17 protein-coding genes are annotated in these 24,819 nt (G+C 51.2%); 8 read left to right on the forward strand and 9 right to left on the reverse strand.

Annotation, left to right across the window (positions count from 1 at the left end):
* Positions 1–433 precede the first annotated feature (433 nt).
* The 7 genes from DIT72_RS16505 to cysQ all read right to left on the reverse strand — a co-directional run bounded on the left by DIT72_RS16505 (position 434) and on the right by cysQ (position 11,189).
* Entirely contained in the window at positions 434–2,770 is a 2,337-nt protein-coding gene (locus DIT72_RS16505) for a hypothetical protein (RefSeq protein WP_135956346.1), read from the reverse strand.
* A complete protein-coding gene (locus DIT72_RS16510; RefSeq protein WP_135956347.1) occupies positions 2,767–3,495 on the reverse strand; it encodes a sulfotransferase family protein in 729 nt (242 codons plus the stop codon). The genes DIT72_RS16505 and DIT72_RS16510 overlap by 4 nt, the downstream gene beginning before the upstream one ends.
* Positions 3,482–7,033, reverse strand: coding sequence for a hypothetical protein (locus DIT72_RS16515; RefSeq protein WP_135956348.1), 3,552 nt, complete (start codon positions 7,031–7,033; stop codon positions 3,482–3,484). Before DIT72_RS16515 ends, DIT72_RS16510 begins: the two co-directional genes overlap by 14 nt.
* A gap of 77 nt (positions 7,034–7,110) precedes the next feature.
* Positions 7,111–8,385 (reverse strand): UDP-N-acetyl-D-mannosamine dehydrogenase, encoded by a 1,275-nt coding sequence (wecC, locus tag DIT72_RS16520; RefSeq protein ID WP_135956349.1) that lies wholly within the window; start codon positions 8,383–8,385, stop codon positions 7,111–7,113.
* Positions 8,386–8,413: 28 nt separating this feature from the next.
* Entirely contained in the window at positions 8,414–9,541 is a 1,128-nt protein-coding gene (gene wecB, locus DIT72_RS16525) for a non-hydrolyzing UDP-N-acetylglucosamine 2-epimerase (RefSeq protein WP_135956350.1), read from the reverse strand.
* A 386-nt stretch (positions 9,542–9,927) separates the two neighbouring features.
* Positions 9,928–10,425, reverse strand: coding sequence for a transcription/translation regulatory transformer protein RfaH (rfaH, locus tag DIT72_RS16530; protein ID WP_135956351.1), 498 nt, complete (start codon positions 10,423–10,425; stop codon positions 9,928–9,930).
* The gene (gene cysQ / locus DIT72_RS16535) at positions 10,422–11,189 is read right to left on the reverse strand and encodes a 3'(2'),5'-bisphosphate nucleotidase CysQ (RefSeq protein WP_135956352.1); all 768 of its coding nucleotides are present in this window, start codon (positions 11,187–11,189) and stop codon (positions 10,422–10,424) included. The genes rfaH and cysQ overlap by 4 nt, the downstream gene beginning before the upstream one ends.
* Positions 11,190–11,343: 154 nt before the next feature.
* Between cysQ and DIT72_RS16540 the strand changes: the two genes are divergently transcribed.
* Positions 11,344–12,705 (forward strand): MBL fold metallo-hydrolase, encoded by a 1,362-nt coding sequence (locus tag DIT72_RS16540; protein WP_135956353.1) that lies wholly within the window; start codon positions 11,344–11,346, stop codon positions 12,703–12,705.
* A gap of 95 nt (positions 12,706–12,800) precedes the next feature.
* Here DIT72_RS16540 and DIT72_RS16545 read toward each other — a convergent pair whose 3' ends face one another.
* Positions 12,801–14,603: a PglL family O-oligosaccharyltransferase gene (locus tag DIT72_RS16545; protein WP_135956354.1), complete on the reverse strand. Its 1,803-nt coding sequence runs from the start codon at positions 14,601–14,603 to the stop codon at positions 12,801–12,803.
* Positions 14,604–14,690: 87 nt separating this feature from the next.
* Complete coding sequence (locus DIT72_RS16550; protein ID WP_135956355.1) at positions 14,691–15,140, reverse strand: pilin; 450 nt, start codon at positions 15,138–15,140, stop codon at positions 14,691–14,693.
* 392 nt (positions 15,141–15,532) lie between these two features.
* Between DIT72_RS16550 and pilB the strand changes: the two genes are divergently transcribed.
* The 7 genes from pilB (at position 15,533) to DIT72_RS16585 (ending at position 24,802) form a co-directional block, all read left to right on the forward strand.
* Positions 15,533–17,248 carry a type IV-A pilus assembly ATPase PilB gene (gene pilB, locus DIT72_RS16555; RefSeq protein ID WP_135956356.1) on the forward strand — a complete coding sequence of 572 codons (1,716 nt, stop codon included), beginning with the start codon at positions 15,533–15,535 and terminating at the stop codon, positions 17,246–17,248.
* 2 nt (positions 17,249–17,250) lie between these two features.
* Positions 17,251–18,471, forward strand: a complete 1,221-nt coding sequence (locus tag DIT72_RS16560) for a type II secretion system F family protein (protein WP_135956357.1) — start codon at positions 17,251–17,253, stop codon at positions 18,469–18,471.
* A gap of 227 nt (positions 18,472–18,698) precedes the next feature.
* Positions 18,699–19,574 (forward strand): prepilin peptidase, encoded by an 876-nt coding sequence (locus DIT72_RS16565; RefSeq protein ID WP_135956358.1) that lies wholly within the window; start codon positions 18,699–18,701, stop codon positions 19,572–19,574.
* 195 nt (positions 19,575–19,769) lie between these two features.
* Complete coding sequence (coaE, locus tag DIT72_RS16570; RefSeq protein WP_135956359.1) at positions 19,770–20,372, forward strand: dephospho-CoA kinase; 603 nt, start codon at positions 19,770–19,772, stop codon at positions 20,370–20,372.
* Positions 20,373–20,439: 67 nt separating this feature from the next.
* On the forward strand, positions 20,440–21,456 hold the full coding sequence (locus DIT72_RS16575; protein WP_407658001.1) for a hypothetical protein: 1,017 nt from the start codon (positions 20,440–20,442) through the stop codon (positions 21,454–21,456).
* A gap of 195 nt (positions 21,457–21,651) precedes the next feature.
* Complete coding sequence (tsaA, locus tag DIT72_RS16580; RefSeq protein WP_135956360.1) at positions 21,652–22,398, forward strand: tRNA (N6-threonylcarbamoyladenosine(37)-N6)-methyltransferase TrmO; 747 nt, start codon at positions 21,652–21,654, stop codon at positions 22,396–22,398.
* A gap of 40 nt (positions 22,399–22,438) precedes the next feature.
* Complete coding sequence (locus DIT72_RS16585) at positions 22,439–24,802, forward strand: hybrid sensor histidine kinase/response regulator (protein ID WP_135956361.1); 2,364 nt, start codon at positions 22,439–22,441, stop codon at positions 24,800–24,802.
* Positions 24,803–24,819: the final 17 nt, after the last annotated feature.

Here is a 24,819-nt window from a genome sequence, read left to right on the forward strand (position 1 = left end):
TTCGAAGACAATAGTAAAAAAAATTAAATCTTGAGAATCCGTGGGGTTGACTTTTGCGAGTTAAAACATTGAGCCAGAGCATGTAAACACAAATTGTGTAACTGCCCACGACTGAGTATTTTTATTTAAAAAGATACAGTCGCGGATACACAAGTGGACCAAGAAAAAGTAGCGTTCGTTCCAGGACATAGTTGACCGATTTCACGTCACGGGAGAGGCCTGAATAAATCTGGCGAGACCTTGTATTGTTTGGTGCCTTCTTCGGCTAACACGATCACCCTCTTGAGGTTGATCTTGGTGACGATCCCCAACACGGGGGATATCTCCATGTTATAAGCAATTATCTATCGTTAAATCGCTGCATAGTTGTATGCACTCACCATTGGTTCAAAAATGGCGGCTGCACACCTAGTCTACGCTATACCTATCAGCGTCAAAACTCACCAACTATTTTACCCTCACTGCATACAACGAACAAACAGGTTTGATCAGCAAAAAAATGACTAAATTTCGAATTCTCTTTAAATCCAATCTCCTTGGAGTAAAAAAAATATTCATCATTTTTAAAAACTGAATTTTGAGCTATAGAAAACGACTTTTCGAGTCCCGGTTCGGATCTGACATCAATCTCAGTCCACCCGCCCTTTAGCACCAAAGAAACATTATTGTTTACACGAACGTGTTCATTATATTGAGGTTGATCGCTTTCGTGGACAACTTCACCAGTGGGAAAATGTAAAACTGAGAACAGCTCATCATCCTCATTTCCAAACTTAATACGATCAAAAATGAAAACCTTATCTAACTCAAATGAAGGTTTATCTACAGCAATAACAAATTTCCTCACCCCACCTGCATGCCTTAACCCGTGGCCTTCCTTGCTAGGTGGAACCAACACTGAGTAAACAAGAATCTCACTAAGGTCTCCTGATCGTACTATTTTTCCATTTACAATTCGCTTATCAGCGGGAACTCCGTTAGATTTAAATTTTTCCTGAAAGATATCATTCCTTAGATCCAAAGACGAACTCACCCATGTGTTATGGTCTATAGCGCCGCGACCGCGCCCTTCAGCAACAACGGTCTTCCCATCCTTTTCAACAAAAAAAGAACCACAATCCTGATCTTTATTATGCGTCATATGCGCCTTGGACCCCAGAATCCAGATAGAGATAGCCTGACTTTCTGACTTCAATGCCGCCATCCAAGATTTATCACAAAACATTTCTTTTAAGTTAGAGGGCTTTATTTCACCAAAAGAGTTTATCAAACCTCTGTTATCATTAAATGACAACAAACAAACAGGATAATGCTGAAAGGAAGCGAAAGACCTTCTTGTTGATGCCTCAAGTGGTAGATCTAAACAAGCAAAGCTGGAAAAAGAATTTAAAAACAACAAAATGGGTTTAAAGTAAAGGGGCTTAGAATCTCCAAACGTCGCTAAGGGCCTGCCATTTGATGCCGAAGACCAATAAATATTCTGTTTCGCAGATTCAAAAGAGGCCACCAAAACATCTGGATCTAATGAGGTTTCAAATGAATTAATCAAAAAATAAAGGGGTATTAAATTTGATACATTGAACTGTAGGTAGCTGAGGCCCTCTAAATAAACCCTACCAACCAAGGAAGTCTCTAGAATTTCAGACAAGGCAGAAAACGCAGCGGCAGACGATGCCGGCCAGTTTTGGTGCGAGTCACCTAAGACAAGCGCTCCTACTAAGTAGGAGGCATATATGGATATACCATGATTCGTAGATCTATTTAACCAGTGTTTAACCCCTGGAAAGAAGGTTGCTAAGGGCTTATCTTCTGTAGAAAAACTTTCACTTAACCACTGCCCGCCCTTTTCACTAACCATCTTTTTCTTTTCCCGATCAACAATATTTAACAAATACGAGGAAACTGCCAAGGCACCTGGCAAGTAACCATTTGACCAGTTATTTCTATCCCAATCAGAAGACCCGGGAGTCAGACCGCTCGATGGCCGCCAATAGGGCCAATTACATAAAAGCATATCAACTAAAGTGCATAATTGTTCTCCTTCTTCGCTCAAATCTTCACCGAACAAAATCTTAGAATAAAGAAGGCCAATGAGAATATCGTAGTAGAATTTTGACTGTTTTTCCCACACAAGTACCCAATGGGGGGAAGATGACTCGACTTTGCTAATTTTCCTATTGTCAGGGGACGGAGTAAATGTTCTAAGTTGAAAATCAGAATCATCAACATTTAAAGCCTGAACTTGTGCAACATGGCATATACCAGACTCGGCTCTAACAGATACACATTCAGCTTGAAGGTCTAATATTTCCCTTAACTCCATAGCAGTAGAGTCGTTCACTTTACAATAATAACTGCCACCGAATTTTCTTATGCCTAAAACCAGCCTTTCACTACTGTTTAAAGCCATCTTTTGTCCGGAACTGGAATGAAGAAACGTCCTTCCGTGCTCACTGATCAGACTTATATTAAGAGTTTCAGATAGGGATACCGTAATATGGTAATCAGCAGTCAACCCGACATAAAGACATATTAATGCGTTCTCCAGTAACGAAGGGTAAAAAAAAGGATTATATATCTCTCCATACTCCGAATTTAACTCTAAACCATAAACGTAAGGATAAGAATGGATAGGCATAAATACATAGTAGAAGGAGTTGCCATTACTTGAAAAAACCGACAAGCAACTCTCTCGGATATAGGCATCAAAACCCATTTCCGTTAGTCGACCTTTAAGCTCTTTTTTAGCATAAGAATTCAAAGGTATCATAAAACTATCTTTTCATATCCGAAATACTCAAAATCCTTTCTATAAGCATAATAAATCATATCCAAGAGTTCTTGCGTATAATACTCCTCTATTTTTTCATTGGCTGATGTTTTCTTGGGTGAAAAATTCCCGTCAAGCACCTTTTTATCGAGCATCGTGCCAAAGATCGCTGAATTGATGTGCATCAAATCTTCTGATAGATTTTCAAATTTCCCAATAAAGTCAAAATCAACCAGATCAAATAGAATATCATCAGCTTGAACTCTCCAATGGCTATTTTGTTCATTTGAACTCTGATGACAAATCACACTTACAAAATCCTTAAAATCAAAAGCATCTTTTTTCAGAGACTTTCTAAAATCTCGGGAGGGCCTACTAGTATGAGTTAAAATTCGGTCCAAATAACAAGATAAAATTCGCGAATAGGGATTTCTAACAAAGGCAAATTTGTAAAAATCACTTTCGATAAGTAGCTCGCTTGGCGTATAAGGAAGTTGATATGGAGACAAGAGAGGCGAACATCTTGGATCATACAAGCTCAGAACGGCTTTATTGACAGGCGCATATTCCTTATCAAAGAGATACTGCTTTATTGTACTATTCGCAACTTTGTCAATAGCGAAGTAAATATAGTTATTAACCAGTGAAACATTAGTATTATTTTGATAGTCACCCCACCGTTTCATCTTTTTTATGTTATTTTCACTTATGTCACTTCTCTTCATGTTTTAACCCCAGGAAATTATTATCTAGCAACCTGAATATATCATTTTCGTAAAACTTATCAGACACAAGTTTTTTTGAAGAAAGCCTAAAATCCTCAATAGCATGTTGACTGGCATTCAGGAAGAACTCAACTCTGTTTACTGCCTCTTCATTGTCCTTAACAACCCACTCACTAGTATAGGTCTCTACGGCTCCCTTCCAAGGCCACATCAACGGTATGCATCCAGCCATCGCTCCATCAGCCAAAGCATAATGGAATGATTCGTTGTCACTGGGAGATAGGATAAAGTCTACCTTTTTATACCATTGCTCCACGTCATTTCCCCAGCCATCAAAAATTACGTGACCTTTAAGGTGCGGGTTATTCGCAATTTTTTTATAAAGTTCTTCATAGTAGGTTAGCTCTTGCCGCCTACCTGGGGCCTGCATAAAGGGAAGCTCTTCAGGCCGCTGGCCTTTACAATACAATTTCGCCCCCCAGCCACGCTCATTGAGTACTTCTAAAAGGTCCAAAGCACGATCTAGGCGCTTAGTCGTTGGAACAATGCCCACAATACCAAGAAATGGTCCTATTTTACCTCCGGCTTTAAAGAAGCGGTTCTTTTTTACGCCATTAGGTATAATGATGGTTTTTGATTTAGGCCAGTCAAATAACTCAAATGCTTGCTCACGGATTAAAGACGAAACAAAAACAAAACTATCTACCTGATAAGCATCTATCGCATGCCCAAATTTTTCTGCTTTCTTTCTGACCTCCTGAGCATGAATCCTGACAAAGAGCTTCTTGCCTTCTTTTTTGTTTTTGCTATGCCAGACTGCGTTAGCCAGCCCCCACTCGCAGAAAATGTAGTCTGCCCAAGAAGCGTAATGTTGAGTAACATCCGGACTGACATTTGATCCCCAATCCCACGGATCTATTCCAACATCTGCGCCCTGTCGCCGAAGGTGTGTAATGTAAGGGTAGATGAACTTGAGATCATGGCCAGAAATCGCAATTCTCTTTCCAAAGAACACCTCACTAGTATCCTCGTCAAGCTTTTCGCTGACAGTGCTCCTTAACGCTGAGAAAGAGTAATTCTCTATCACGTAGTTTGACAAGACCTCCAACTCTTTCTTAACCGTTTCTTTTGGTTGGCGGAGGCTGGCAATAATACCGGAGACCTCACCCAAGCTTCTGATTAAGAACGGGTAATCCGGTCCCAAAAAATTCTTGTTGATTTCTGAGGCATAGGCTACACACGGTTTACCAAGTGATGCGGTTTCCACCAACTTGGTAGACAGCTCAAGAGTGGAATCCTCCAAATTCGGATCTCTATAACACCAAACCAGATCCATCTTAGACACGAGAGCTAGAGCCTCGTTCCTAGGTAGATCTTGATACAGTTGGACAAACTCTTGGTCCAAGAGTCCTTTTACTCTTTCAACAAACCCGGAGCTACCTTTCTTGCTTTCGTGGATTTTGCCAGTTGCTATATGAAGCTTAATGTCATAGCCTAAAGAAACAAGCTTGCCGACTTCATCTATGAGTTCTTCGACACCCCAGTTTGGCTGAATCTTTCCGGCATACCCGACATGGATTCTCTTGTCATCCGTAGTTGGCAGGAAATACTGTCCAATCTCGTCTGGTATCGTCGGTGGCAATTTACAACCGTCAACTTTGTATCCTACTGTTTCTTCGATTTTCCTGTGAATCTCATCAGTCTGAAACAAAATGGCCTTTGCGTTTAATGCAACCTCCTTCAGCTTCGTGACTTTCGATTCCACCAACGAAAAACCGCCTTCAGTTATCTCATAGAAATCCGTTATGTAAGGATAGAAGGCGCCTGAAAATTCTTTTCGCTTTTGGACCTCATACCCGACATCAACTCCTCTGGTGATTACTGCTGTCACCCTAGGGCAGTGTGAGTACATCAGTGACAAGGCAAGTGTTGCCTGCTCAGGCGTTAGCGGCGCGTTAAAACCTAAGTCTTTTGGCTCAACGACAATTAAATTATCATTTTCAGCTAAGTTTGACACAACTTTTTGGTTAGCTATATTATCTTTAAGAAGCAGGGTGGTCGGACGATCCGAGGAAATGATATTTGCAATAGATGTAAGCCAAATGGATGAACCATCCAAAACGTTAGGACTCACATCACCGTAAATTATCGCCCGCGATTTCAGGATTCGACTCTCTGGGTGCCTCGCTACAAAATCGAAAAATTGATCATGAATGTTGGTTGATTCCTGAGGCGTTTGAGCCGACAGCTTGGTCTTAGCTTTTTTTGTGTCTACATTTGCACCAGTTGATCTTGTTTTTCTCTCTGCCATCCTACGCTTTACAATCTTTAGCAAGGCGATAGGCAGTGCTAAAGCACCATGCCAGGATTTTCTTGCCCTGACAATATGATAGCCAACTTGGTAGCGAACAGAGTGCCGTATCTGAGTTAATTCTCTTTTAAGTGTCCGTAAGTCAGACTCGAGACTCCCGATTTTCGTTTCATGATTACGAGTGAGAGCGTGAATTTCAGAAGCATGGCTTTTGACTAAGTCTTTGATTTTCCTGTCGTGGGTACGGACAAAACTATCGATTTCTGAGGATTTTTCTTGAAGTTCTTGGTTTAATCGCTGTTTGCTTTCATGCTCTCGTTGCAGTTGATCCTCTAAAGTAAAAAAGCGTTTTAGCAGAATTTCATATTTATTGAAGCAGCTGTCGATCTGCTTTTTTTCTATTTCGTCAATCTTCGCAAAAATTTGACTTGCGCTTTTTTCGGACACCGCACGATTGTCTTTGCAAGTATCTAAAATCAGTTGGTTTTGCTCATCTGAGACGCTAGCCTTATTCAGCAACTTTTGTATCGAGACGTATAACTCATCACTTTCTTTCCAGCTAACTTGCTCCTGCTCACTCAACTCTAAAGCGTAGACATAGAAATCGGCTATTGATGTTTCTTCGCGAAGTGACGGGTTAAACGGATAAAAATTTGGCTCTACCTCAATCAGCTTCCAGTCAGGAAAAAGTTGCTCGACATCTTTATTAAAATTCCTAAAGCGAATATATTGAGCATCCTCATTTACCCCACCGCGATACAAAGATTGCGAATTACTATATACAACTACAAACCGGCTTGCGGAGTGGAAAAGATGCTTTAAGTAAGTAAAATAAATTTCATCATTAGACAAATGATAAATCACGTCTAATGAAATTGCCAATTCACGCCTGAAACAATCAACATCGTAACTTTCAGGATTGTATAAGAAAAATTCTTTAGACTTGTCTTTTTCAAATTTTTCATTACATGCATCTACGATAGTTTTACTAATATCTAGACCGACATAGCTCGGATAGTCTATTATTGATAGCTGGTTGCCGTCACCACAACCCAGCTCTACTACATTTTTTATTGAGAACCTATCAATTAGTCCATTAATGTAGTCAGCTTTGAATTTCGCCAAACGGCCATAGGAGCCCGAGCCACTATTGCGGCCAGATTTATATCGCTGTTCCCAGTAGCCAGCAACGTCAAAGCCCGACTTATCTTTATCAAGGACACCCATAATAAAGCCCATTTTATGCAATTTAACGAATTAATCTATTTAAACCAGAATATATTGTCTTAATCAGAGACAGTGAATCACCAAATGCCGCGGGTATCGACCAGCCTCTTACCTGCAGTACGACCCACAGGCATTGCCTTGAACTGTTTATGATCCACTAACATAAGCAGTACATCCGCCTGTTCAAACGCAGCAGACATGTCCAGCAAGTCGCCTTTGCCATGAAGGCTCGGTGGCAGGGTTTCAATATTGGGCTCAACGACGACCAACCGCCCGGGGTGATAACTGGCCAGTTGTTCAACGATCTTCAGCGCGGGGCTCTCCCGCAAGTCATCAATATCCGGCTTGAACGCCAGGCCGAAGCACGCAATGGTCACGTCTCTCGCAGTTTTATCCGGATTGGCGGTCAGAAACTGACCCACCGCTTGCTGAACTTTCTCCAACACCCACTCCGGCTTACCATCATTTACTTCCCGCGCGGTGCGGATCAGCCTTGCCTCGTCTGGTGTTTCGCTGACGATAAACCAGGGGTCCACAGCAATACAGTGGCCGCCGACGCCGGGGCCCGGCTGCAGGATGTTTACGCGGGGATGGCGGTTGGCAAGGCGTATCAGTTCCCACACGCTGATATCGATCTTGTCGCAGATAATGGACAGCTCATTGGCAAAGGCGATGTTTACATCGCGGAAGCTGTTTTCCGTCAGCTTGGCCATTTCGGCGGTACGGGCGGTGGTGGTGATGCATTCCCCATCCACAAAAATACGATAAAGCGATGCCGCTACCTCTGAACACCTGGGGGTCATGCCACCGATTACCCGGTCATTTTCCACCAGTTCCCGCACCACGTGCCCTGGCAACACCCGCTCCGGGCAGTGGGCGATGCGGATATCGGAGTCTTCACCGTGAGTCTGGGGGAAAGTCAGGTCCGGCCGGGCTTCGGCCAGCCATTTGGCCATCTGCTCGGTAGCGCCGACCGGCGAGGTAGACTCGAGGATCACCAGGTTGCCCTTTTCCAGCACCGGGGCGACGGCTTTGCTCGCGGATTCTATGTAGGTCAGGTCCGGTACGTGATCATTGCCATTCTCAGCCTTGAACGGCGTTGGCACGGCAATCAGGAAGGCATCCGCTGGCTCGGGAGTTGTCGTTGCCCGCAGGTACCCTTCCTTGACCGCAGAGTGCACGATGATGTCCAGCTCCGGCTCAACAATATGGATATCACCCCGGTTGATGGTGTCCACGGCGTGTTGGTTGATGTCGACACCGACGACCGTTTTGCGGCGGGAGGCGATAACGGCGGCAGTTGGCAGGCCAATGTAACCCAGGCCGATCATAGAAATGGTGTTGAATTCCATAAGGGCTTTCAGTCCAGCGATTTGTCGTTCAGTTTGTATTGAAAGTTTCCAGTGCATCGAGAATGCGGCTGCAGGCCTTGCCATCTCCGTAGGGATTGTGGGCGAAGCTCATGGTTTTGTAGGCCGCATCATCCGTCAGTAAGGTGGTGAGCTGATTAACAATGGTATCCACTTGCGTGCCCACCAGTTTTACGGTGCCTGCATCGACCGCTTCCGGGCGTTCGGTGGTTTCCCGCATGACCAGTACCGGCTTACCAAGGGATGGAGCCTCTTCCTGGATGCCGCCAGAATCGGTCAGAATCACCGAGGCGCGATTCATCAGGTAGACAAAGGGCAGATAATCCGTAGGCTCAATCAGGTGAACATTTTCAAGGTCGTCCAGCAAACGACGGACCGGCTCTTGTACATTCGGGTTGAGATGGACGGGGTAAAGCAGATCAACATCGGGATTTGCTGTGGCGACACGTGAAATGGCCTCGCAAATGCGCTCAAAACCACCACCAAAGCTCTCACGGCGGTGTCCGGTAATCAGGACCAGTTTCGCGCCTTCCCGCAGGAACGGGAAACGGGAGGCCAGGGACTCCTGAAGGCTCTGGTCGCGATCCATTTTTCCAACCACGTCCAGCAAGGCGTCTATCACCGTATTGCCCGTTACAATGATTTGGTTCCCGGCAACGTTCTCTGCCAACAGATTCGCCTTCGACGTTTCTGTTGGCGCAAAATGCATAGCGGCTAGCCCACCCGTCAGCTTACGATTGGCCTCCTCTGGCCAGGGCGAATAAAGATTACCAGTTCGCAAACCTGCCTCTACATGGCCAACCGGGATCTGCTGGTAGTAGGCAGCCAATGAGGTTGCCAGTGTTGTTGCTGTGTCGCCGTGTACAAGAATGATGTCCGGTTTTTCCTCTATAAGCACGTCACGGAGGCCCTGCAAAATACCGCAGGTTACATCGGTCAGATCCTGGCCGGGCTTCATGATGTTCAGATCATAATCGGGCGTGATTTCGAAAAGCTCAAGGACCTGATCCAGCATTTCCCGGTGCTGGCCCGTTACGCACACGCGCGACGTAAACCGCTGATCATTGCCAAGCGCTTTCACCACTGGCGCCATTTTGATGGCCTCTGGCCTGGTGCCAAAAACACAGAGTGTTTTCATTTAACCGTCCTAAGCTTGAATGTGCCTGAAAAGGCATTCAGTTCAACACGCTACCGCCCCACCGACCAGCGCCCAGTGTTTCTAAGGTCAAAGGCTTACCTGATTTTTATGGGATCAAGATTAGAACGAACACTCTGGCACTTTCGTTCACTGCATTAATCCACGTCAGACTTTGTTTGAGCGTGCGTCAGAAGGGTGACGATTCTACGGCATCCCTCAAGACACGCAAGAGAGCTGGTGACTGACATGCCGGTTTCAGGTCAATTAACGGTGTAAAAATTTGTAAACCTGTATTTTATGTATAGAGGTTGGAGCGAATCTTGGGTGCCAGCTTAAGTACTAATACTAAGTGGGTGATTTTGGTTTGTCGGATTACGGCCGGTGGCCTAATCCGACCTACGGGTGCGGGGGGCGAGAGTCGAGAGAGGGACTTTTACCGTTTGCTGTTTTTGCATGAAGCTGATGAGGACGATGGCGCGCTCTTCGCCGTCGTAGGCCTGGAAGATGGCGCTGAGGCCTTTGAAGGGGCCGTCGTCCAGCTCTACTGTCTGGCCAGGCTTGATACCGCCCTGCTCTGCGACTGTGTCCAGGCTGTCTTTGATGTGCTGGATGACATCATCTGATATGACGGCGGGCTTGTTGGCGAAGCTGACTATCCGTATTACACCCCGCGTAGACCGCAGCTTGGCCCACATGGGATCGGTTTGTTCGAGGTTGACGAACAGGTAGCCGGGAAACAGTGGTTCCAGCTTTTTGGTGCGTTTCCCAGCCCTGATTTTTTCCACCGGGATTTTCGGGTAGAAGCAGGCAATACCCTGATTTTGCAGGTGCGCCAGGGCGCGATTGCCCTGGGCGGGTTTGTGTTGGAGGGCGTACCAGGTCATTTGTACCAGTTGCCCGCTGCAACAAAATGCGGGTTCAGCACATCTTCCTTGCCATACTTGAGGGGCCCGCCATCCATGGTCTCCACCTTGCCGCCTGCGGCTGACAATACAGCATGAGCCGCGCCGGTATCCCACTCGCAGGTTGGCCCCAGCCGGGGGTAGATGTCCGCACGGCCTTCGGCGATTTTGCAGAATTTGAGGGAGCTGCCGGCCTGAACCAGCTTATGCTCACCCAGCTTGTCGATAAACGCTCTGGTTTCGTCGTTCAGGTGGTTCTTGCTGGCTACGACGCGTTTGGCTTCACCGGGAGCCGCCACACTTATGCGATGGACCCGGCCAGTGCGATCGCGCTTATAGGCGCCCTCACCTTTCAGGCCCCAGTAGGCTTCCTTGAGCGCCGGTGCAGTGACCACGCCCAGGACCGGCTCGCCGTTCTCGATCAGCGCGATGTTGACGGTAAATTCGCCGGTGCGCTGGGTGAAATCCTTGGTACCGTCAATGGGGTCAATCAGCCAGAACCGATGCCAGTGTTTGCGCTCGCTCCAGGGGATATCTGCATCCTCTTCCGACAGCACCGGAATATCATGGCTGAGGTTGCGCAGGCCTTGCACTATCACGTCATGGCTCGCGATGTCTGCTGCGGTAATGGGCGACTCATCGGCCTTGTAGTCCACCTTGAAGTCCGTCATGTAAATGCTGAGGACTTTTTCCCCGGCAGCGTCGGCAATTTTTAGAACATCCGGGAGAATTGAACTGTAGTCCATGAGGCTTGGCTTCCTGCGTCAGATCAATGAATGTATAAGATGATTCTCTCATAATTCTGGTACAGGGGTCAGACCCCAGCTCATTTTGGCGGCTGAAATGTCTTGGGGTCTGACCCCATTGCCAGCACATCAAAACTATTGCAGGGACGATTCCATGAAACTGAAATTCCTTGGTGCGGCAGGCACGGTGACCGGTTCACGCTATCTGCTGTCGGATGACAAACACCGCCTGCTGGTGGACTGCGGCATGTACCAGGGCGTGAAGAACCTACGCAAACGCAACTGGGCGCGGTTTCCGGTGGAGCCTTCGTCTATTAATGCGGTGGTTTTGACCCATGCCCATATCGACCATACCGGCTACCTGCCTGCGCTGGTGAAGAACGGCTTCAGGGGAAAGATTTACTGCACCAAAGCCACCCATGAGCTGTGCAAGGTTTTGCTGCCCGATGCCGGCTACCTGCAGGAGGAAGATGCCAAATACGCTTTCCGCAAGGGTTTTTCAAAACACGACAAGCCCGAGCCGCTGTTTACCGTCAAGGACGCACACGAAGCCCTGAAGCATTTCGAGTCCCAGCATTATCACGAGCGCTTTGAGCCGGTTAAAGGGATGGAAGTGTCCTTCACTCCAGTGGGGCATATCCTGGGATCGTCCTGTGTGCACGTGCATCACCGGGCAAGCGACCGCACTGTGGTGTTCAGCGGCGATGTGGGGCGCCAGGACGATGTGATCATGCGCGCGCCGGAGCCTATCAGTAAGGCGGATGTGCTGGTGTGCGAGTCCACCTATGGTAACCGCCTCCACCCGGAAAGCGACCCGGAATCGGAACTGGCTGACATCATCACCAGAACCGCAAAACGCGGCGGCATCGTGCTCGTTCCCTCTTTTGCGGTGGGCCGGGCGCAGATGTTGCTGTACCTGATTCACAAGGTCATGGACGAAGGCCGGATACCGAAAATGCCGGTATTCCTGAACAGCCCCATGGCGATAAGGGCGACGGAGATCTTTTCCCGGCATCACAAGGAGCACAAGCTCAGCGCTGACCAGTGCGGCATCATCGACGAGCACACCCAGTTTGTGCGCACGGTAGACGAATCCATCGAACTCAACACCGTACGCTATCCCTGCATCATCATCTCCGCCAGCGGCATGGCCAGCGGTGGGCGTGTATTACACCACCTGAAAACCTTGCTACCGAATCCGCGGAACAGCATTGTGTTTGCGGGATTCCAGGCGCCTGGTACCCGTGGGGATGCGCTGGTCAATGGCGCGCAATCGGTGAAGATACATGGCGAGCACTGGCCGGTGAAGGCCGCGGTGCATAACCTGGATTCGCTGTCGGCTCATGGGGATTATGAGGAGATTTTGCAGTGGCTTGAGGCCGGGACGTTGAAGCCGGAGAAGGTTTATATTACGCACGGTGAGATGGTGGCCAGTGATGTTATGCGCAAAAGGGTGCGGGATCGATTTGGGTGGGATGTTGAGGTGGCGGAGTTGTTTGGGGAAGTGGAGGTTTGAAAGCCACACCCATAAGACAGGACAGAAAGCTGGCCTGAATCAAACAGGCTGGCGCATTTAGTTGTTCCAGCCTGTGGATACACAAGAAGGCCCTTCTATTGCGCAGCGGCTGACTTCTCAACCCAATGTTCAACACCGTGACCAACGCATTGAAAGTACTGCGATGCATCTACGAGGCCCTTTGCATCGAGATAGGCCAGCTCTTCCTGGAGCGTGGTGACAGTATCCGGATAGAGCATGATCGTTTGTTCTATCGCTTCACAGGATTCCACGGTGCGGCCTGCAGCAGCAAGGAGGACGGCATGCCTTAACCTGTATAGGGGCTCGGGGCGCCAATTCACCATTTGTTCGATCGCCTCCAGTTCGTATTTGATGCCCGACGCAGGAGGAGAAAATCTCAGAATACGTACAGAATAGGCCCCATGCCCAACCAGAGAACTGCGGGATGCGTCGCGTAGGGCAAGTTGATCATCGAATATTGGTTGGTCCTTGTACATTACCTTTATGACTGTATATATATCTTTGCCAACATAAAAACCAAGAGGCAAAAACACAAGAATCAGAATACCGGACACAATTTTTCGACTGGAACCACTCATGGCATCGATGCCTTTACGGGCATCAAGCAAGGTTAAGGCAGCAATAAAGATCGCAAGGAAAGGCAAATACCAAAGACTGAATTCGACCAGGCTATGAAACACGAAAATCGAAATGACAGAGATGAGAAAAATATTCGGCGCTGTCTTCTCAGTCCTCAGAGCTCGAAAAGCGACGTAGCCAAAGAAGGATACGATTAAAACAAAGCCGACAACGCCCCATTCAACAAAAAAATTAATGAATATATTGTGGGAATGATTCCAGACCTTGGTATTTCCCCTCAGACTTTCCTCAACGGAAATCTGGTTGCTGAATGTGCCGTATTGTCCCGGGCCGTAGCCCACCAAAATGTTATCCATCTTGTCGAGATTGAGAACCACTTTCGACCACTCAGCAAGTCTACCAGTACTACCTGCAATCGATTTGCGCTGGTAAATTTCTTCGGCGGTCACTCGCTCCAGGAATCCAGACTCAATCATGGAACTGGCAATTACTGCATCAAGCTTTGGCGCGCCGTAGGAGACAATGAGGAAAAGCACTAAAATCGCGATTGCAGAAACTTTCCTACTATCTTCACCATAAGTCGCCGGTTTCGTCGACTTCGGAAGAAGTCCCCGGATTGTGTCCAGAATCAGTGGAACAAGAGCAATGAATGCCGCGATGTACCAGGATCTGCTCGCCGTAAGTGCCCCCACATAAAAAATCAGTACGGCACCGGCATATGCAGTTTTAACGCCGAGACGATCTGCACGAAACAGATAAACCATTGCTGACAGCGAAAGGGCGCTCAGGATTGCCATCAGATTGGGCTGCCCCATGGGCCCCATCAATCGACTTCCATCCTCGGTTATTAATGGAATAAAAGTACCGAGCACTCCATAAAACCTTAACAAACCAAAAAATGCTGACAGGAGAAAAACAGCAATCAGGAACAGCGCAAGATTATGGGCAATAAATTGTGGCCCGTAGGTGCGGGCAAGCGACGCAATGGCTATGGCGATCATTGTGCAAAACAGGAAAACCAGAGAATACCAGTTAAATGACAGGTCTACGCCTGGTGCAGAAGCCAGGTCGGTTAAAATCAAAGCGCCCGCAAAAAGGGGTAAAAAAACCAGGAAGAAGGGAAATGCCATTTTTATGCTTCTGTTGTAGAGCACAAAAAAAACCAGGGCGACGGCGGCGATGAACGCAAAAAAATCTCGAGACTCATCCTGGAAAGGATAAAGCCCCACAGGAAAGACAAAAGCCAGAACGAGAAACGACAAACACACAAATATAAACGAGGCTATCGTTCTGTTCATTATTCTGTCCTTATTTACCTTTAAAAATAAAAGAGGGGCTTGAAGCCCCTCTTTTATAACGATTACTGCTGTCAGATTATCGACTTATCACTGACAACCGGCCGGAATAAAGCCTGCATCCCAAGCCGTTGCACCATTCGCGGCTACTGTACAGGTCCATAAGCCCTCTGCATCTCGCGCGATAGTGATAGTTGCGCCAGCAATCCCGGTGGCAGCATTCTCACCCATGGTCGCGACCAGGTTACCAATGCCACCCGGGAAGTCCGCTTGATCACCAGGAGCTTCCGTTGTCAGGTTTGAGCCAGTGAAGCCGAAGTCCCCATAAGTGTTGGTAGTAACACCGCGCGACAGGCGCTCTTCAACAGCAGTCTTCAGGGCGGAAATTTCGCCGTAGGCGCGGGTAACCTGGGTGCGTGCGATGTAATCCTGGTATTGCGGAATGGCGATGGCTGCCAGAATACCGATGATCGCAACAACGATCATCAGTTCGATCAGAGTAAAACCTTTCTGGGCGTGATTGACTCGTATGCTTTTCATTTTTCGACCTCTGTGTTTGTCGTTTTTTTCACCATGGCTTCGGGACCGCTGGAGCTTTGCCCCGCAATCGGTTTGAGCCTGCACCGACGGAAGCAGACATCATGCCAACTGCTACGGGCTGTTACAAACCTGTTTTTTATCAGGGTACTGGATGCGCTGTGTGACACATGTCACAACCAATTTTTATTGCAAAACAACGTCAATTGTCGTCAGTGAGTGACACTATTGGTCACCTTTGACCCAACCAGACCGGATGCTCATCGGCTGCCCGGATTTGAGCAAGGTCAAGCTTTCCCCTGCATGACTTTCCAAACCCTCGCCATCCATCTAAACTCTGGCTGTTTCACACCTGACAAAATTTCAGCAACTTATACGGCATTCTTGAACCCTTTATGGCTACTAACAATTCCAACGTGACGCTGACGGGGCTTGCCCGGCGATTTGTGGAAGACGGTCTGCTGGACGAAGCAACGGCTAAAGACGCCTTTATTCAGGCTTCCCAGAACAAGATTCCGCTGATCACCTACCTTGTCCAGAACGACCTGGCAAACAGTGGTGGACTGGCCTTCTCCGCCGCCATGGAGTTCGGGGTGTCGGTGCTGGACCTCAGCTCTTTTCTCCCGGAAATGATGCCGGAGAAGGTGGTTGACGAGAAACTGATCCGCAAACACCACGCGCTTCCTCTCTATAAGCGGGGAAACCGGCTGTTTATTGCGGTGTCTGACCCCACCAATATCCAGGCGCTGGACGAGATCAAGTTCAATACCGGCCTGAGCACCGATGCCGTTCTGGTCGACGAGGCCAAGCTCAGCACTGCCATTGATAAATATCTTGAGTCCCAGGACAGTACCATGGGCGACCTGGATGATGCTGATCTGGAAGGTGTGGAGACAGAAGGTGGTGACCGGGACGAGGATGCAGTTGTTGCTGCCACGGATGTCGACGATGCACCAATCGTCAAATATGTAAACAAGATGCTTCTTGATGCCATCCGCGGTGGTGCTTCCGACGTTCACTTCGAGCCTTACGAAAAGACCTACCGGGTGCGTTACCGGACTGATGGCATCCTCAAGGAAATGTCCCGCCCTTCCATCAAGCTGGCACCAAAGATTTCGGCCCGTATAAAAATCATGTCGCAGTTGGACATCTCGGAACGCCGGGTGCCTCAGGATGGCCGTATCAAGATGAAGCTGTCCAAAACCAAGGCCATCGACTTCCGGGTAAACACCCTGCCCACACTCTGGGGTGAGAAGATCGTTCTGCGGATTCTGGACCCGAGCCAGGCCAAAATGGGCATTGACGCACTGGGCTACGAGGAAGAACAGAAGAAGCTGTTCATGGATGCCTTGGAGCAGCCTCAGGGAATGATTCTGGTTACCGGGCCCACGGGTTCCGGCAAAACCGTCTCGCTGTACACAGGCCTTAACATTCTGAACACACCAGAGCGCAACATTTCCACAGCGGAAGACCCGGCCGAGATCAACCTGGAGGGTGTCAATCAGGTCAACGTCAACAACCGGGTGGGCCTGGGTTTTGCAGAAGCGCTGCGAGCGTTCCTGCGGCAGGACCCGGATATAATCATGGTGGGTGAGATCCGGGATCTGGAAACCGCCAATATCGCCATCAAGGCGGCGCAAACCGGCCACATGGTGCTTTCCACCCTGCACACCAACAGTGCTGCGGAAACGCTGACCCGGATGATGAATATGGGTGTGCCGGCATTCAACATCGCTACATCCGTGAGCCTGATCATTGCCCAGCGTCTGGGCCGGCGGCTGTGCAACTCCTGTAAAAAATCAATTGATGTCCCCAAGGATGTGCTTTTAGCGGAAGGGTTCACACAGGAACAAATTGATACAGGGTTCACGTTGTACCGCCCCAAGGGCTGTGATAAATGCAATGGAGGATATAAAGGCCGCGTCGGTATTTACGAGGTGGTCAAGATTACCGAGGAGCTGGCGAGCATGATTATGGAGGAGGCCAGCTCCATCAAAATTGCAAAGCAGGCACAGGCCGAAGGCTTCCCGAATCTCCGCCAGTCTGCTCTCAAAAAGGTGATTGAGGGTGTGACCAGCCTTGAGGAAGCCAACCGCGTGACGAAGGATTAAACATGGCAGAAAATGCAGAAAAACTTCAGGCGTTCGTCTGGGAAGGTAAAGACCGCAAGGGCAACAAGTCCAAGGGCGAGCTTAACGGCACGAACCTCGCTCTGGTAAAAGCCCAGTTGCGCAAACAGGGCATCATCCCGGACAAGGTCAAGAAAAAGCCCAAGCCGTTGTTTGGTGGCAGCAAGAAAATCACGCCGTTTGAAATTGCCATGCTGACCCGCCAGCTGGCAACGATGATGAAAGCCGGCGTGCCACTTGTGCAAAGCTTTGACATTGTCGCCGATGGCCTGGAGAACAGAGGCTTACAGGAGCTTGTGGTCAATATCCGGAATGACATTTCCTCGGGTACCAGCTTCGCTGCCGCATTGCGGAAACACCCGAAGCATTTCGACGATCTTTATTGCAATCTGGTGGACTCCGGTGAAAAAGCAGGTGCACTCGAGCAGATGCTCGACCGTATCGCGCTTTACCTTGAAAAAACCGAGATTCTCAAAAAGAAAGTAAAAAAGGCAATGACGTACCCCATTGCGGTAATAATCGTTGCCATCGTCGTCACCGCTATTTTGCTGGTAAAAGTTGTTCCCCAGTTCGAAAGCCTTTTCCAGGGTTTCGGTGCCGAACTTCCTGTTTTTACTCAAATGGTTGTGAGGCTATCTGAATGGATGCAAACCTGGTGGTTTATTGTGCTTCTTGGAATCGTTGGCACGATATTTCTGTTCAAGGAAGCGGTTCGCCGGTCACAAAAGTTTTCAGACCTTGTGGATAAATGGGTGCTCAAAGTTCCAGTTGCCGGTGAAATTCTGGACAAATCTGCAGTGGCCAAATTCGGCCGGGTGCTTTCCACGACCTTCGCAGCAGGTGTGCCTCTTGTAGATGCACTCGATTCGGTTGCCGGCGCTACCGGCAATGCCGTTTACCGGGATGCGATTCTCCGAATTAAAAGCGATGTTTCAAGCGGTACGCAACTGCAGGCATCGATGCGTCAGCAGGATATCTTTCCTGTAATGGCGGTGCAGCTGACGGCTATCGGCGAGGAGTCCGGTAATCTGGATGAAATGCTGGAGAAAGTAGCCGTACATTATGAGGCAGTGGTTGATGACATGGTGGACAACCTGACCGCACTGATGGAGCCGATGATTATGGCTGTATTGGGCGTGCTTGTGGGTGGCTTGATTGTTGCAATGTACCTGCCGATATTCCAGATGGGGCAGGTTGTGGGTTGATTTTTGGTTTGGGGGTGGTTTTAGGTTGGTTGTCGGATTGTGGGGTGGTCGGATTACGGCCCTGTTGTCGGATTACGGCCCGTTGGGCCTAATCCGACCTACGATTGCGACTCCCTGGCCCGCGTAGGTTGGATTAGGCGAAGCCGTAATCCAACAACCCCACCCCACCAACAACCCAACCCAACCCGACAACAAACCCTCTAAACACTCCCCGAACCGGACAAGCAATGCCAAATCTAGCCCCACTCCTCGACACCCCCTGGCTTCTCTACACTGCGGTTACCCTCTTTTCCCTCTGCATCGGCAGCTTCCTCAATGTGGTCATCCTTCGCCTTCCGAAGATGATGCAGCAGGACTGGCGCTGCCAGTGTGAGGACTTTCTGGAGCTTCCTGAGGAGCAGCGGAAGGAGGATGAGCAGATCACGCTTTCAAAACCTGCTTCCACCTGCCCTTCCTGTGGCCACAGGATTCGTGCCTGGGAGAATATTCCGGTGGTCAGTTACCTGGTGCTTGGTGGCAAGTGTGCTTCCTGCAAGGCCCGGATTTCGCCGCGTTATCCGATTATCGAGGCGGTGACCGCGCTGTTTTCGGTGGTGACGGTTTTTGTCATGGGGCCGACGGAGGCGGCGCTGTGGGCGCTGGTGCTGGTGTGGGGGCTGATTGCGCTGACGGTGATCGATTTTGATACCCAGCTGTTGCCGGACAGCATCACCTTGCCATTGATGTGGCTGGGGCTGATTCTTAATTATTTCGGGGTGATGACGGATTTTAACAGTGCCTTCTGGGGGGCTGTTGCGGGTTATCTGTCGCTCTGGTCTGTTTACTGGTTGTTCAAACTGGTGACCGGCAAGGAAGGCATGGGGCATGGTGATTTCAAGCTGCTGGCGGCGCTTGGGGCCTGGCTGGGATGGCAGTTGTTGCCGGCGGTGATTTTGTTGTCGTCGGTGGTTGGCGCGGTTGTGGGAATCAGTCTGATGGTGTTCCGCAAGCATGGGCGTGAGGTACCGATTCCGTTTGGGCCGTATCTGGCGGCGGCGGGGTTGCTTTGTTTGTGGTTTGGGGGGGAGATTTTGGCAGTTTGGTATGGGTATTTGGGGGTTTGAGCTCTGGTTTGGTTGTCGGATTACGCTTCGCTAATCCGACCTACCGCTATGGGTCAGGTGACAACGTAGGTCGGATTAGGCCCGAAGGGCCGTAATCCGACAATCCCATTCAAATCCCGGCCCCATGCCTAACCCGTAGGTCGGATTAGGCGAAGCCGTAATCCGACAAAATATGGTTCCTTTTTGGGAGGTTGAATGGCTGTCGTTGGACTCACCGGCGGAATCGGCTCCGGCAAATCCACCGTGGCGCGGATGTTCGGCGCCCTTGGCGTACACTGGGTGGATGCCGACGACGTTGCCCGGGAGGTTGTTGAGCCTGGTACGCCGGCGCTGGAGCGGATTGCGGAGCATTTTGGGCGTGATATCCTGCTGCCGGATGGCGGGCTGGACCGGGGGGCGTTGCGCAGGGTTGTGTTTGACGCGCCGGAGGAGCGGGCGTGGCTGGAGTGGCTGTTGCATCCGGTGATTCGTGAGGAACTGGTGCGGCAGCTGCACCCGGCGGACTATGCCCTGCCCTATGTGCTGCTGGTGTCGCCGTTGTTGCTGGAGACAGACCAGCATCAGCTGGTGGATAAGGTAGTTGTGGTGGATGTACCGGAGGATGTTCAGATTGAGAGGACGATGGCCAGGGATGACAATGCGCAGGATCAGATTCAGCGGATTATTGATGCGCAGATTCCCCGGGATCAGCGGCTACAGCGGGCCGATGAGGTGGTGGACAATAACCGGCCCGTTAATGAGGTCGAGCGCCGCGTTGAGCAGCTGCACAGGCAGTTTATGGTGGCCTTTGGTCGCTAGCGTTCGCAGTTTCCGCCAGTTTTTCCGTATAGGCGCTGCCCTGCTGGCAGCGGCACCGGGCATGTCCATGGCACAGGACCGGCCGTTTACCATTGCCGACCCTGCGGCGGAGGATGTGCTGTCACCAGACAACCTGCCTGCTTCGTTTTTTACCTTTTCCCCCGACGAATTCTGGGCCGAGCCCAGGGATTCCTATTGGCTGGAGTTCAGTAACTGGGTTCTGACCCAGGAGCGGGGCCACAGCGATCGCGTTCAGGCGCTGGGTGAATGGGCCGACCGTACGCTTTCCGGCAGCAACCAGGCATTGCCGGATAACGAAAGCTATCTGCGGGTGGGATTTGCCACCGAATCGGAATACGGTGACCCGGCCCAGTTCGAGCCGGAGGCACGGTTCCGGCTGGATATTCCGACAACCGAGGAAAAACTGCGCCTGGTCATCGAGAGTGAGAGCGATGAGCTGATTCCCCTCTCGGAGCGGCGGCGAAACCGGCAGCTGACGGAGGATGAGCGCAGTGAAACCGAGGCCACGGGTGCGTTCCGTTACCTGACCATTGTCGGCGATGCGATCAATCTGAGTAATGATGTGGGTGTGCGCCTGCGGCTGCCGCCGGATGCGTTCTGGCGGGTGAAGGCGGAGAAGGAGTGGCAGCCGGGTGAGGACTGGAAGCTGGCGGTGGAGCAGCGGCTGTATTATTTCCACCAGGATGGCTGGGGTACGCGCTCGTGGTTTGGTGCGGGGCGGGATCTGGGCAATGGCTGGGATACGTTGCTGTCTTCGGAGGCCGAATGGGTTCACGATGAGCGCAAGTTTGAGCTGTCGCAGACGGCGAATTTCTACAAGCGGCTGAATAACCGGTCTACCATTAATCCGCGGGTGGGTGTTCTGGGTGAGAGTCAGCCGGGCTGGCGGACGACGTCGGTGTTTACGGATCTGACGTACCGGTATCGGTTGCACAGTGACTGGCTGTTTGCGGAGGTGATTCCGGCGCTGGAGTTTCCGCGGGATGAGAGCTTCAAGGATCGGGCTTCGCTGGTTTTGCGGATAGAGCTGTATTTTTCTGGCAGTATTGAGCGGCCCTATTAGCCGGGCTCCGAGTCTGATTCCGTTGTTTCCTGGCCGAGCTTCAGTATTTTTCTGGTCGAGCTTTGCGGGTAGGGGCTGTGCCGGGACACGCTACGAGCACATCCATGTGCGCTTGACTTCGGCCATCCATGGCCGAAGACATTCCCGACACAGCCCCTACCCGCAAAGCTCTAACTTGAGTTGTCTATTGCCTTTATGAGCCGTCATCTTTCTCGCCCTGCCGCCGAGGCATTAACGCTTACACCCATTGCCATTACCCGTTCCTGTTTCCGTGACAAGTTCGGAGTGCCCCGGCAGCCGGGGCTGACCCGGTTTGCCCATGCCGATCTGGTGATTCAGCCGCCGTTTGACCGGGAGGATGCGTTTCGGGGGCTGGAGACGGCCAGTCATTTGTGGCTGATGTTTCAGTTTCACGAGGCGGTGCGGGCGGAGTGGCGGCCGGTGGTTCGGCCTCCGCGGCTGGGGGGTAATAAAAAAATCGGGGTGTTTGCCAGCCGATCGCCGTTCCGGCCTAACAGTCTGGGGCTGTCGGTGGTGCGCAATGAGGGGCTTGGAAGGGATGATGACGGGCAGCTGGTGTTGCGGATCCGGGAGCATGATCTGATTGACGGTACGCCGATTCTGGATATCAAGCCGTATCTGCCGTTTGTGGATTCGGTGCCGGAGGCGTCTCTGGGCTGGGCGGATTCGGCGCCGACGGAGCGGTTGCCGGTGGTGTTTCTGGAGGAGGCGGAGCAGCAGCTTGCCGGGCTGCCGGCATCGCGTTATCCGGACCTGCGGGGGCTTATCGAGGATGTGGTGGCTTACGATCCGCGGCCGTCGTTTCGGCGGGGGCGGGATGAGGAGCGGATTTACGGGGCGCATCTGTACGATCTGAATGTGCGCTTTCGCTTTGTCAATGACAATTCACAGGAACGTGTCGAAGTGCTAACTGTCTGCTAAACTGCTGACCGGTTGTTTTTTCGACACAGGGATGCGTGCCTTGCCTTCCAATCGGTTATTCAGACGAATAGGTGTACGGCCTCTGGCGGCCAGGCTGCTGGTTTATGTTCTGCTGTTCAGCGTTATCCTGTCACTGGCGGCAACCGGTGTGCAGATGATTGGCGAGTTCGAGCGCCGCACGGCGGAGCTTCGTAACACCCAGCAGCGTGCTGCCGATCTGGTTTCCGGCGCCATGAGCAATAATCTCTGGCTGATGAACTACAGTGAGGTGGCCAACAGCCTCGACGATATGCGTGCCCTCCCGGAGATCCAGCACGCCCGGGTGATCACTGCCACCGGCGAGGAGTTCAATACCGGCATCTATCCGGATGACCGTGTGATCACCCAGTCCTTCCCTCTGGTTTTCGATCGCGCGTCGTTTGACAGCTCTGACGACACCCGCGAAGCCATGGGCACGCTGACGGTCACTTCGTCGGTGGAAACGGTTTATAACGAGCTGATGGACCGCGCCCTGCTGACGCTGGCGTACCAGTCAATGATTGTGATGCTGGGCACGCTGGGGCTGCTGCTTATTGTCCGCCTCACCCTGTCCCGGCATCTGGAGGCGATTTCCGATTATGCCGCCCGGCTGAATCTGGATGCGTTGATTGAGCCGCTAAGGCTTCGCCGTAAACCGCCCAGGCGCGGCGATGAGCTCAGCGAGCTGGAGCAGGCCCTGAACACCATGCGCCTGCAGTTGCTGGAAGATACCCGCTCTCTGCGCCAGACCTCGATCCAGTCCCGGGATGAGCGGGACGAAGCCGTGCGCGCCAATCACGCCAAGAGTCAGTTCCTGGCCAATGTCAGCCATGAACTGCGCATTCCTCTGCAGTCGGTTCTGGGTTACGCCAACCTGCTGACAGACACGCCCCTGGACCAGGACCAGCGGGAGTATGTTCATACACTGATGAATGCCTCCGAGAGCCTGTCGTCGATCATCAATGATCTGCTGGATATTTCCAGCATGGAAGCCGGCAAGCTGATGCTGGAGGACATTCCCTTTGACCTGAGGGAGACCCTGAACGATCTGGTGCACATGCTGGGCGCCCGCGCCCGCGAAAAGGGCCTGGCCCTGGAGCTGCGCATTGACGAAAATCTGCCCTGGGCGCTGCGGGGCGATCCGGTGCGGCTGCGGCAGATCCTGCTGAACATGACCTCCAACGCCATCAAGTTTACCGATTCCGGCCATGTGCTGATCAGTATCGAGGTCCTGGGCCGCAGGGACGACAAGGTGCGGCTGCGGATAGCGGTTGAAGATACCGGCGTCGGCATCAACCCTGAGGACATTCCGCTGGTGTATGAGCCTTACGTTCAGCTGGGCCAGCGCTTCCAGCGCCAGCTTCCGGGGGCCGGCCTGGGCCTGACCATCTGTCGCCAGCTGGTTCAGCTGATGAACGGCTCGCTGGAGCTGGAGAGCAAACCCGGGGATGGTTCCACTTTCTGGATGGAACTGACGTTGCCGGTGGCTGCCGAAAGTGCCACCCGCAGCCGGCCGGACACCAGCATGATCCGGGGTAAGCGCATTCTGGTGGTAGACTCCTATGAGCTGTCCCGCAAGATTACCCTGGAGATGCTGGCGCGACATGAGCTGGATATTGAAGCGGTAAACTCTGCCGCCGAAGCGCTGACCTCACTGCGGCTGGCCTCCGATAGCCACGAGCCCTTTAATGCGATTGTGCTGGATGGATTTGTGCCGGACATGGACAGCGATCTGCTGTGCCGCCAGATCCGCGGTAATCCGGAATGGAGCCATACCCGGCTGCTGATCCTGTCGTCCAACCCCCAGCGGGGGGATGCGGAGCATTTCCGCCAGGCCGGAGCCGATGCGTTTCTGAGCAAATCTCTGCGGGAATCCTGCCTGACACCGATTCTGCATCAGCTGTTTGCGGATGCGGCGCGGGACGAACGCCGGTTCCTGACCCGGTTTTCCCTGCAGGCGGTCAGCGATAACACGCGCCGCCGGGAACCACCCTGTAGCCGTATGAAAGTGCTGTTGGTGGAGGACAATCCGGTTAATCGCACCCTCACGCGCCGGCTGCTGGAAAAACTCGGCTGTGACGTGATGACGGCCAATGACGGCGAGGCCGCCTCGAGCCTTTGGCAGTGGCATCCGTTCGACCTTATTTTCATGGACTGCATCATGCCCCGGATGGATGGATTCGAGGCCACGCGGCGCCTGCGCCAGTGGGAGAAGGACCACAACCGCACGCCGGTCCCCGTGGTGGCTTTAACGGCCAGCGCCATGGAGAAAGACGAAGAGCAATGCCGCGAGGCCGGTATGGATTCTTTTGTTGCCAAGCCTGTCAATATTGAAATGCTACGGGCGGTTCTGGAACAATACTGCAAAGCGTCCGCATCCACCTGATTACTTTTGATACCATC

The organism is Marinobacter orientalis, assembly GCF_004792665.1.
Taxonomy (GTDB): domain Bacteria; phylum Pseudomonadota; class Gammaproteobacteria; order Pseudomonadales; family Oleiphilaceae; genus Marinobacter; species Marinobacter orientalis.

What these genes read in the sequence shown, in the direction of transcription:
- DIT72_RS16565 (WP_135956358.1), top strand. Translation starts at nt 18,699, where the DNA reads ATGCCAAATCTAGCCCCACTCCTCGACACCCCCTGGCTTCTCTACACT.
- cysQ (WP_135956352.1), bottom strand. Translation starts at nt 11,189, where the DNA reads ATGGACTACAGTTCAATTCTCCCGGATGTTCTAAAAATTGCCGACGCT.
- wecB (WP_135956350.1), bottom strand. Translation starts at nt 9,541, where the DNA reads ATGAAAACACTCTGTGTTTTTGGCACCAGGCCAGAGGCCATCAAAATG.
- DIT72_RS16540 (WP_135956353.1), top strand. Translation starts at nt 11,344, where the DNA reads ATGAAACTGAAATTCCTTGGTGCGGCAGGCACGGTGACCGGTTCACGC.
- DIT72_RS16515 (WP_135956348.1), bottom strand. Translation starts at nt 7,033, where the DNA reads ATGGGTGTCCTTGATAAAGATAAGTCGGGCTTTGACGTTGCTGGCTAC.
- DIT72_RS16505 (WP_135956346.1), bottom strand. Translation starts at nt 2,770, where the DNA reads ATGATACCTTTGAATTCTTATGCTAAAAAAGAGCTTAAAGGTCGACTA.
- DIT72_RS16550 (WP_135956355.1), bottom strand. Translation starts at nt 15,140, where the DNA reads ATGAAAAGCATACGAGTCAATCACGCCCAGAAAGGTTTTACTCTGATC.
- tsaA (WP_135956360.1), top strand. Translation starts at nt 21,652, where the DNA reads ATGAGCCGTCATCTTTCTCGCCCTGCCGCCGAGGCATTAACGCTTACA.
- pilB (WP_135956356.1), top strand. Translation starts at nt 15,533, where the DNA reads ATGGCTACTAACAATTCCAACGTGACGCTGACGGGGCTTGCCCGGCGA.
- DIT72_RS16510 (WP_135956347.1), bottom strand. Translation starts at nt 3,495, where the DNA reads ATGAAGAGAAGTGACATAAGTGAAAATAACATAAAAAAGATGAAACGG.
- wecC (WP_135956349.1), bottom strand. Translation starts at nt 8,385, where the DNA reads ATGGAATTCAACACCATTTCTATGATCGGCCTGGGTTACATTGGCCTG.
- rfaH (WP_135956351.1), bottom strand. Translation starts at nt 10,425, where the DNA reads ATGACCTGGTACGCCCTCCAACACAAACCCGCCCAGGGCAATCGCGCC.
- DIT72_RS16545 (WP_135956354.1), bottom strand. Translation starts at nt 14,603, where the DNA reads ATGAACAGAACGATAGCCTCGTTTATATTTGTGTGTTTGTCGTTTCTC.
- coaE (WP_135956359.1), top strand. Translation starts at nt 19,770, where the DNA reads ATGGCTGTCGTTGGACTCACCGGCGGAATCGGCTCCGGCAAATCCACC.
- DIT72_RS16575 (WP_407658001.1), top strand. Translation starts at nt 20,440, where the DNA reads ATGGCACAGGACCGGCCGTTTACCATTGCCGACCCTGCGGCGGAGGAT.
- DIT72_RS16560 (WP_135956357.1), top strand. Translation starts at nt 17,251, where the DNA reads ATGGCAGAAAATGCAGAAAAACTTCAGGCGTTCGTCTGGGAAGGTAAA.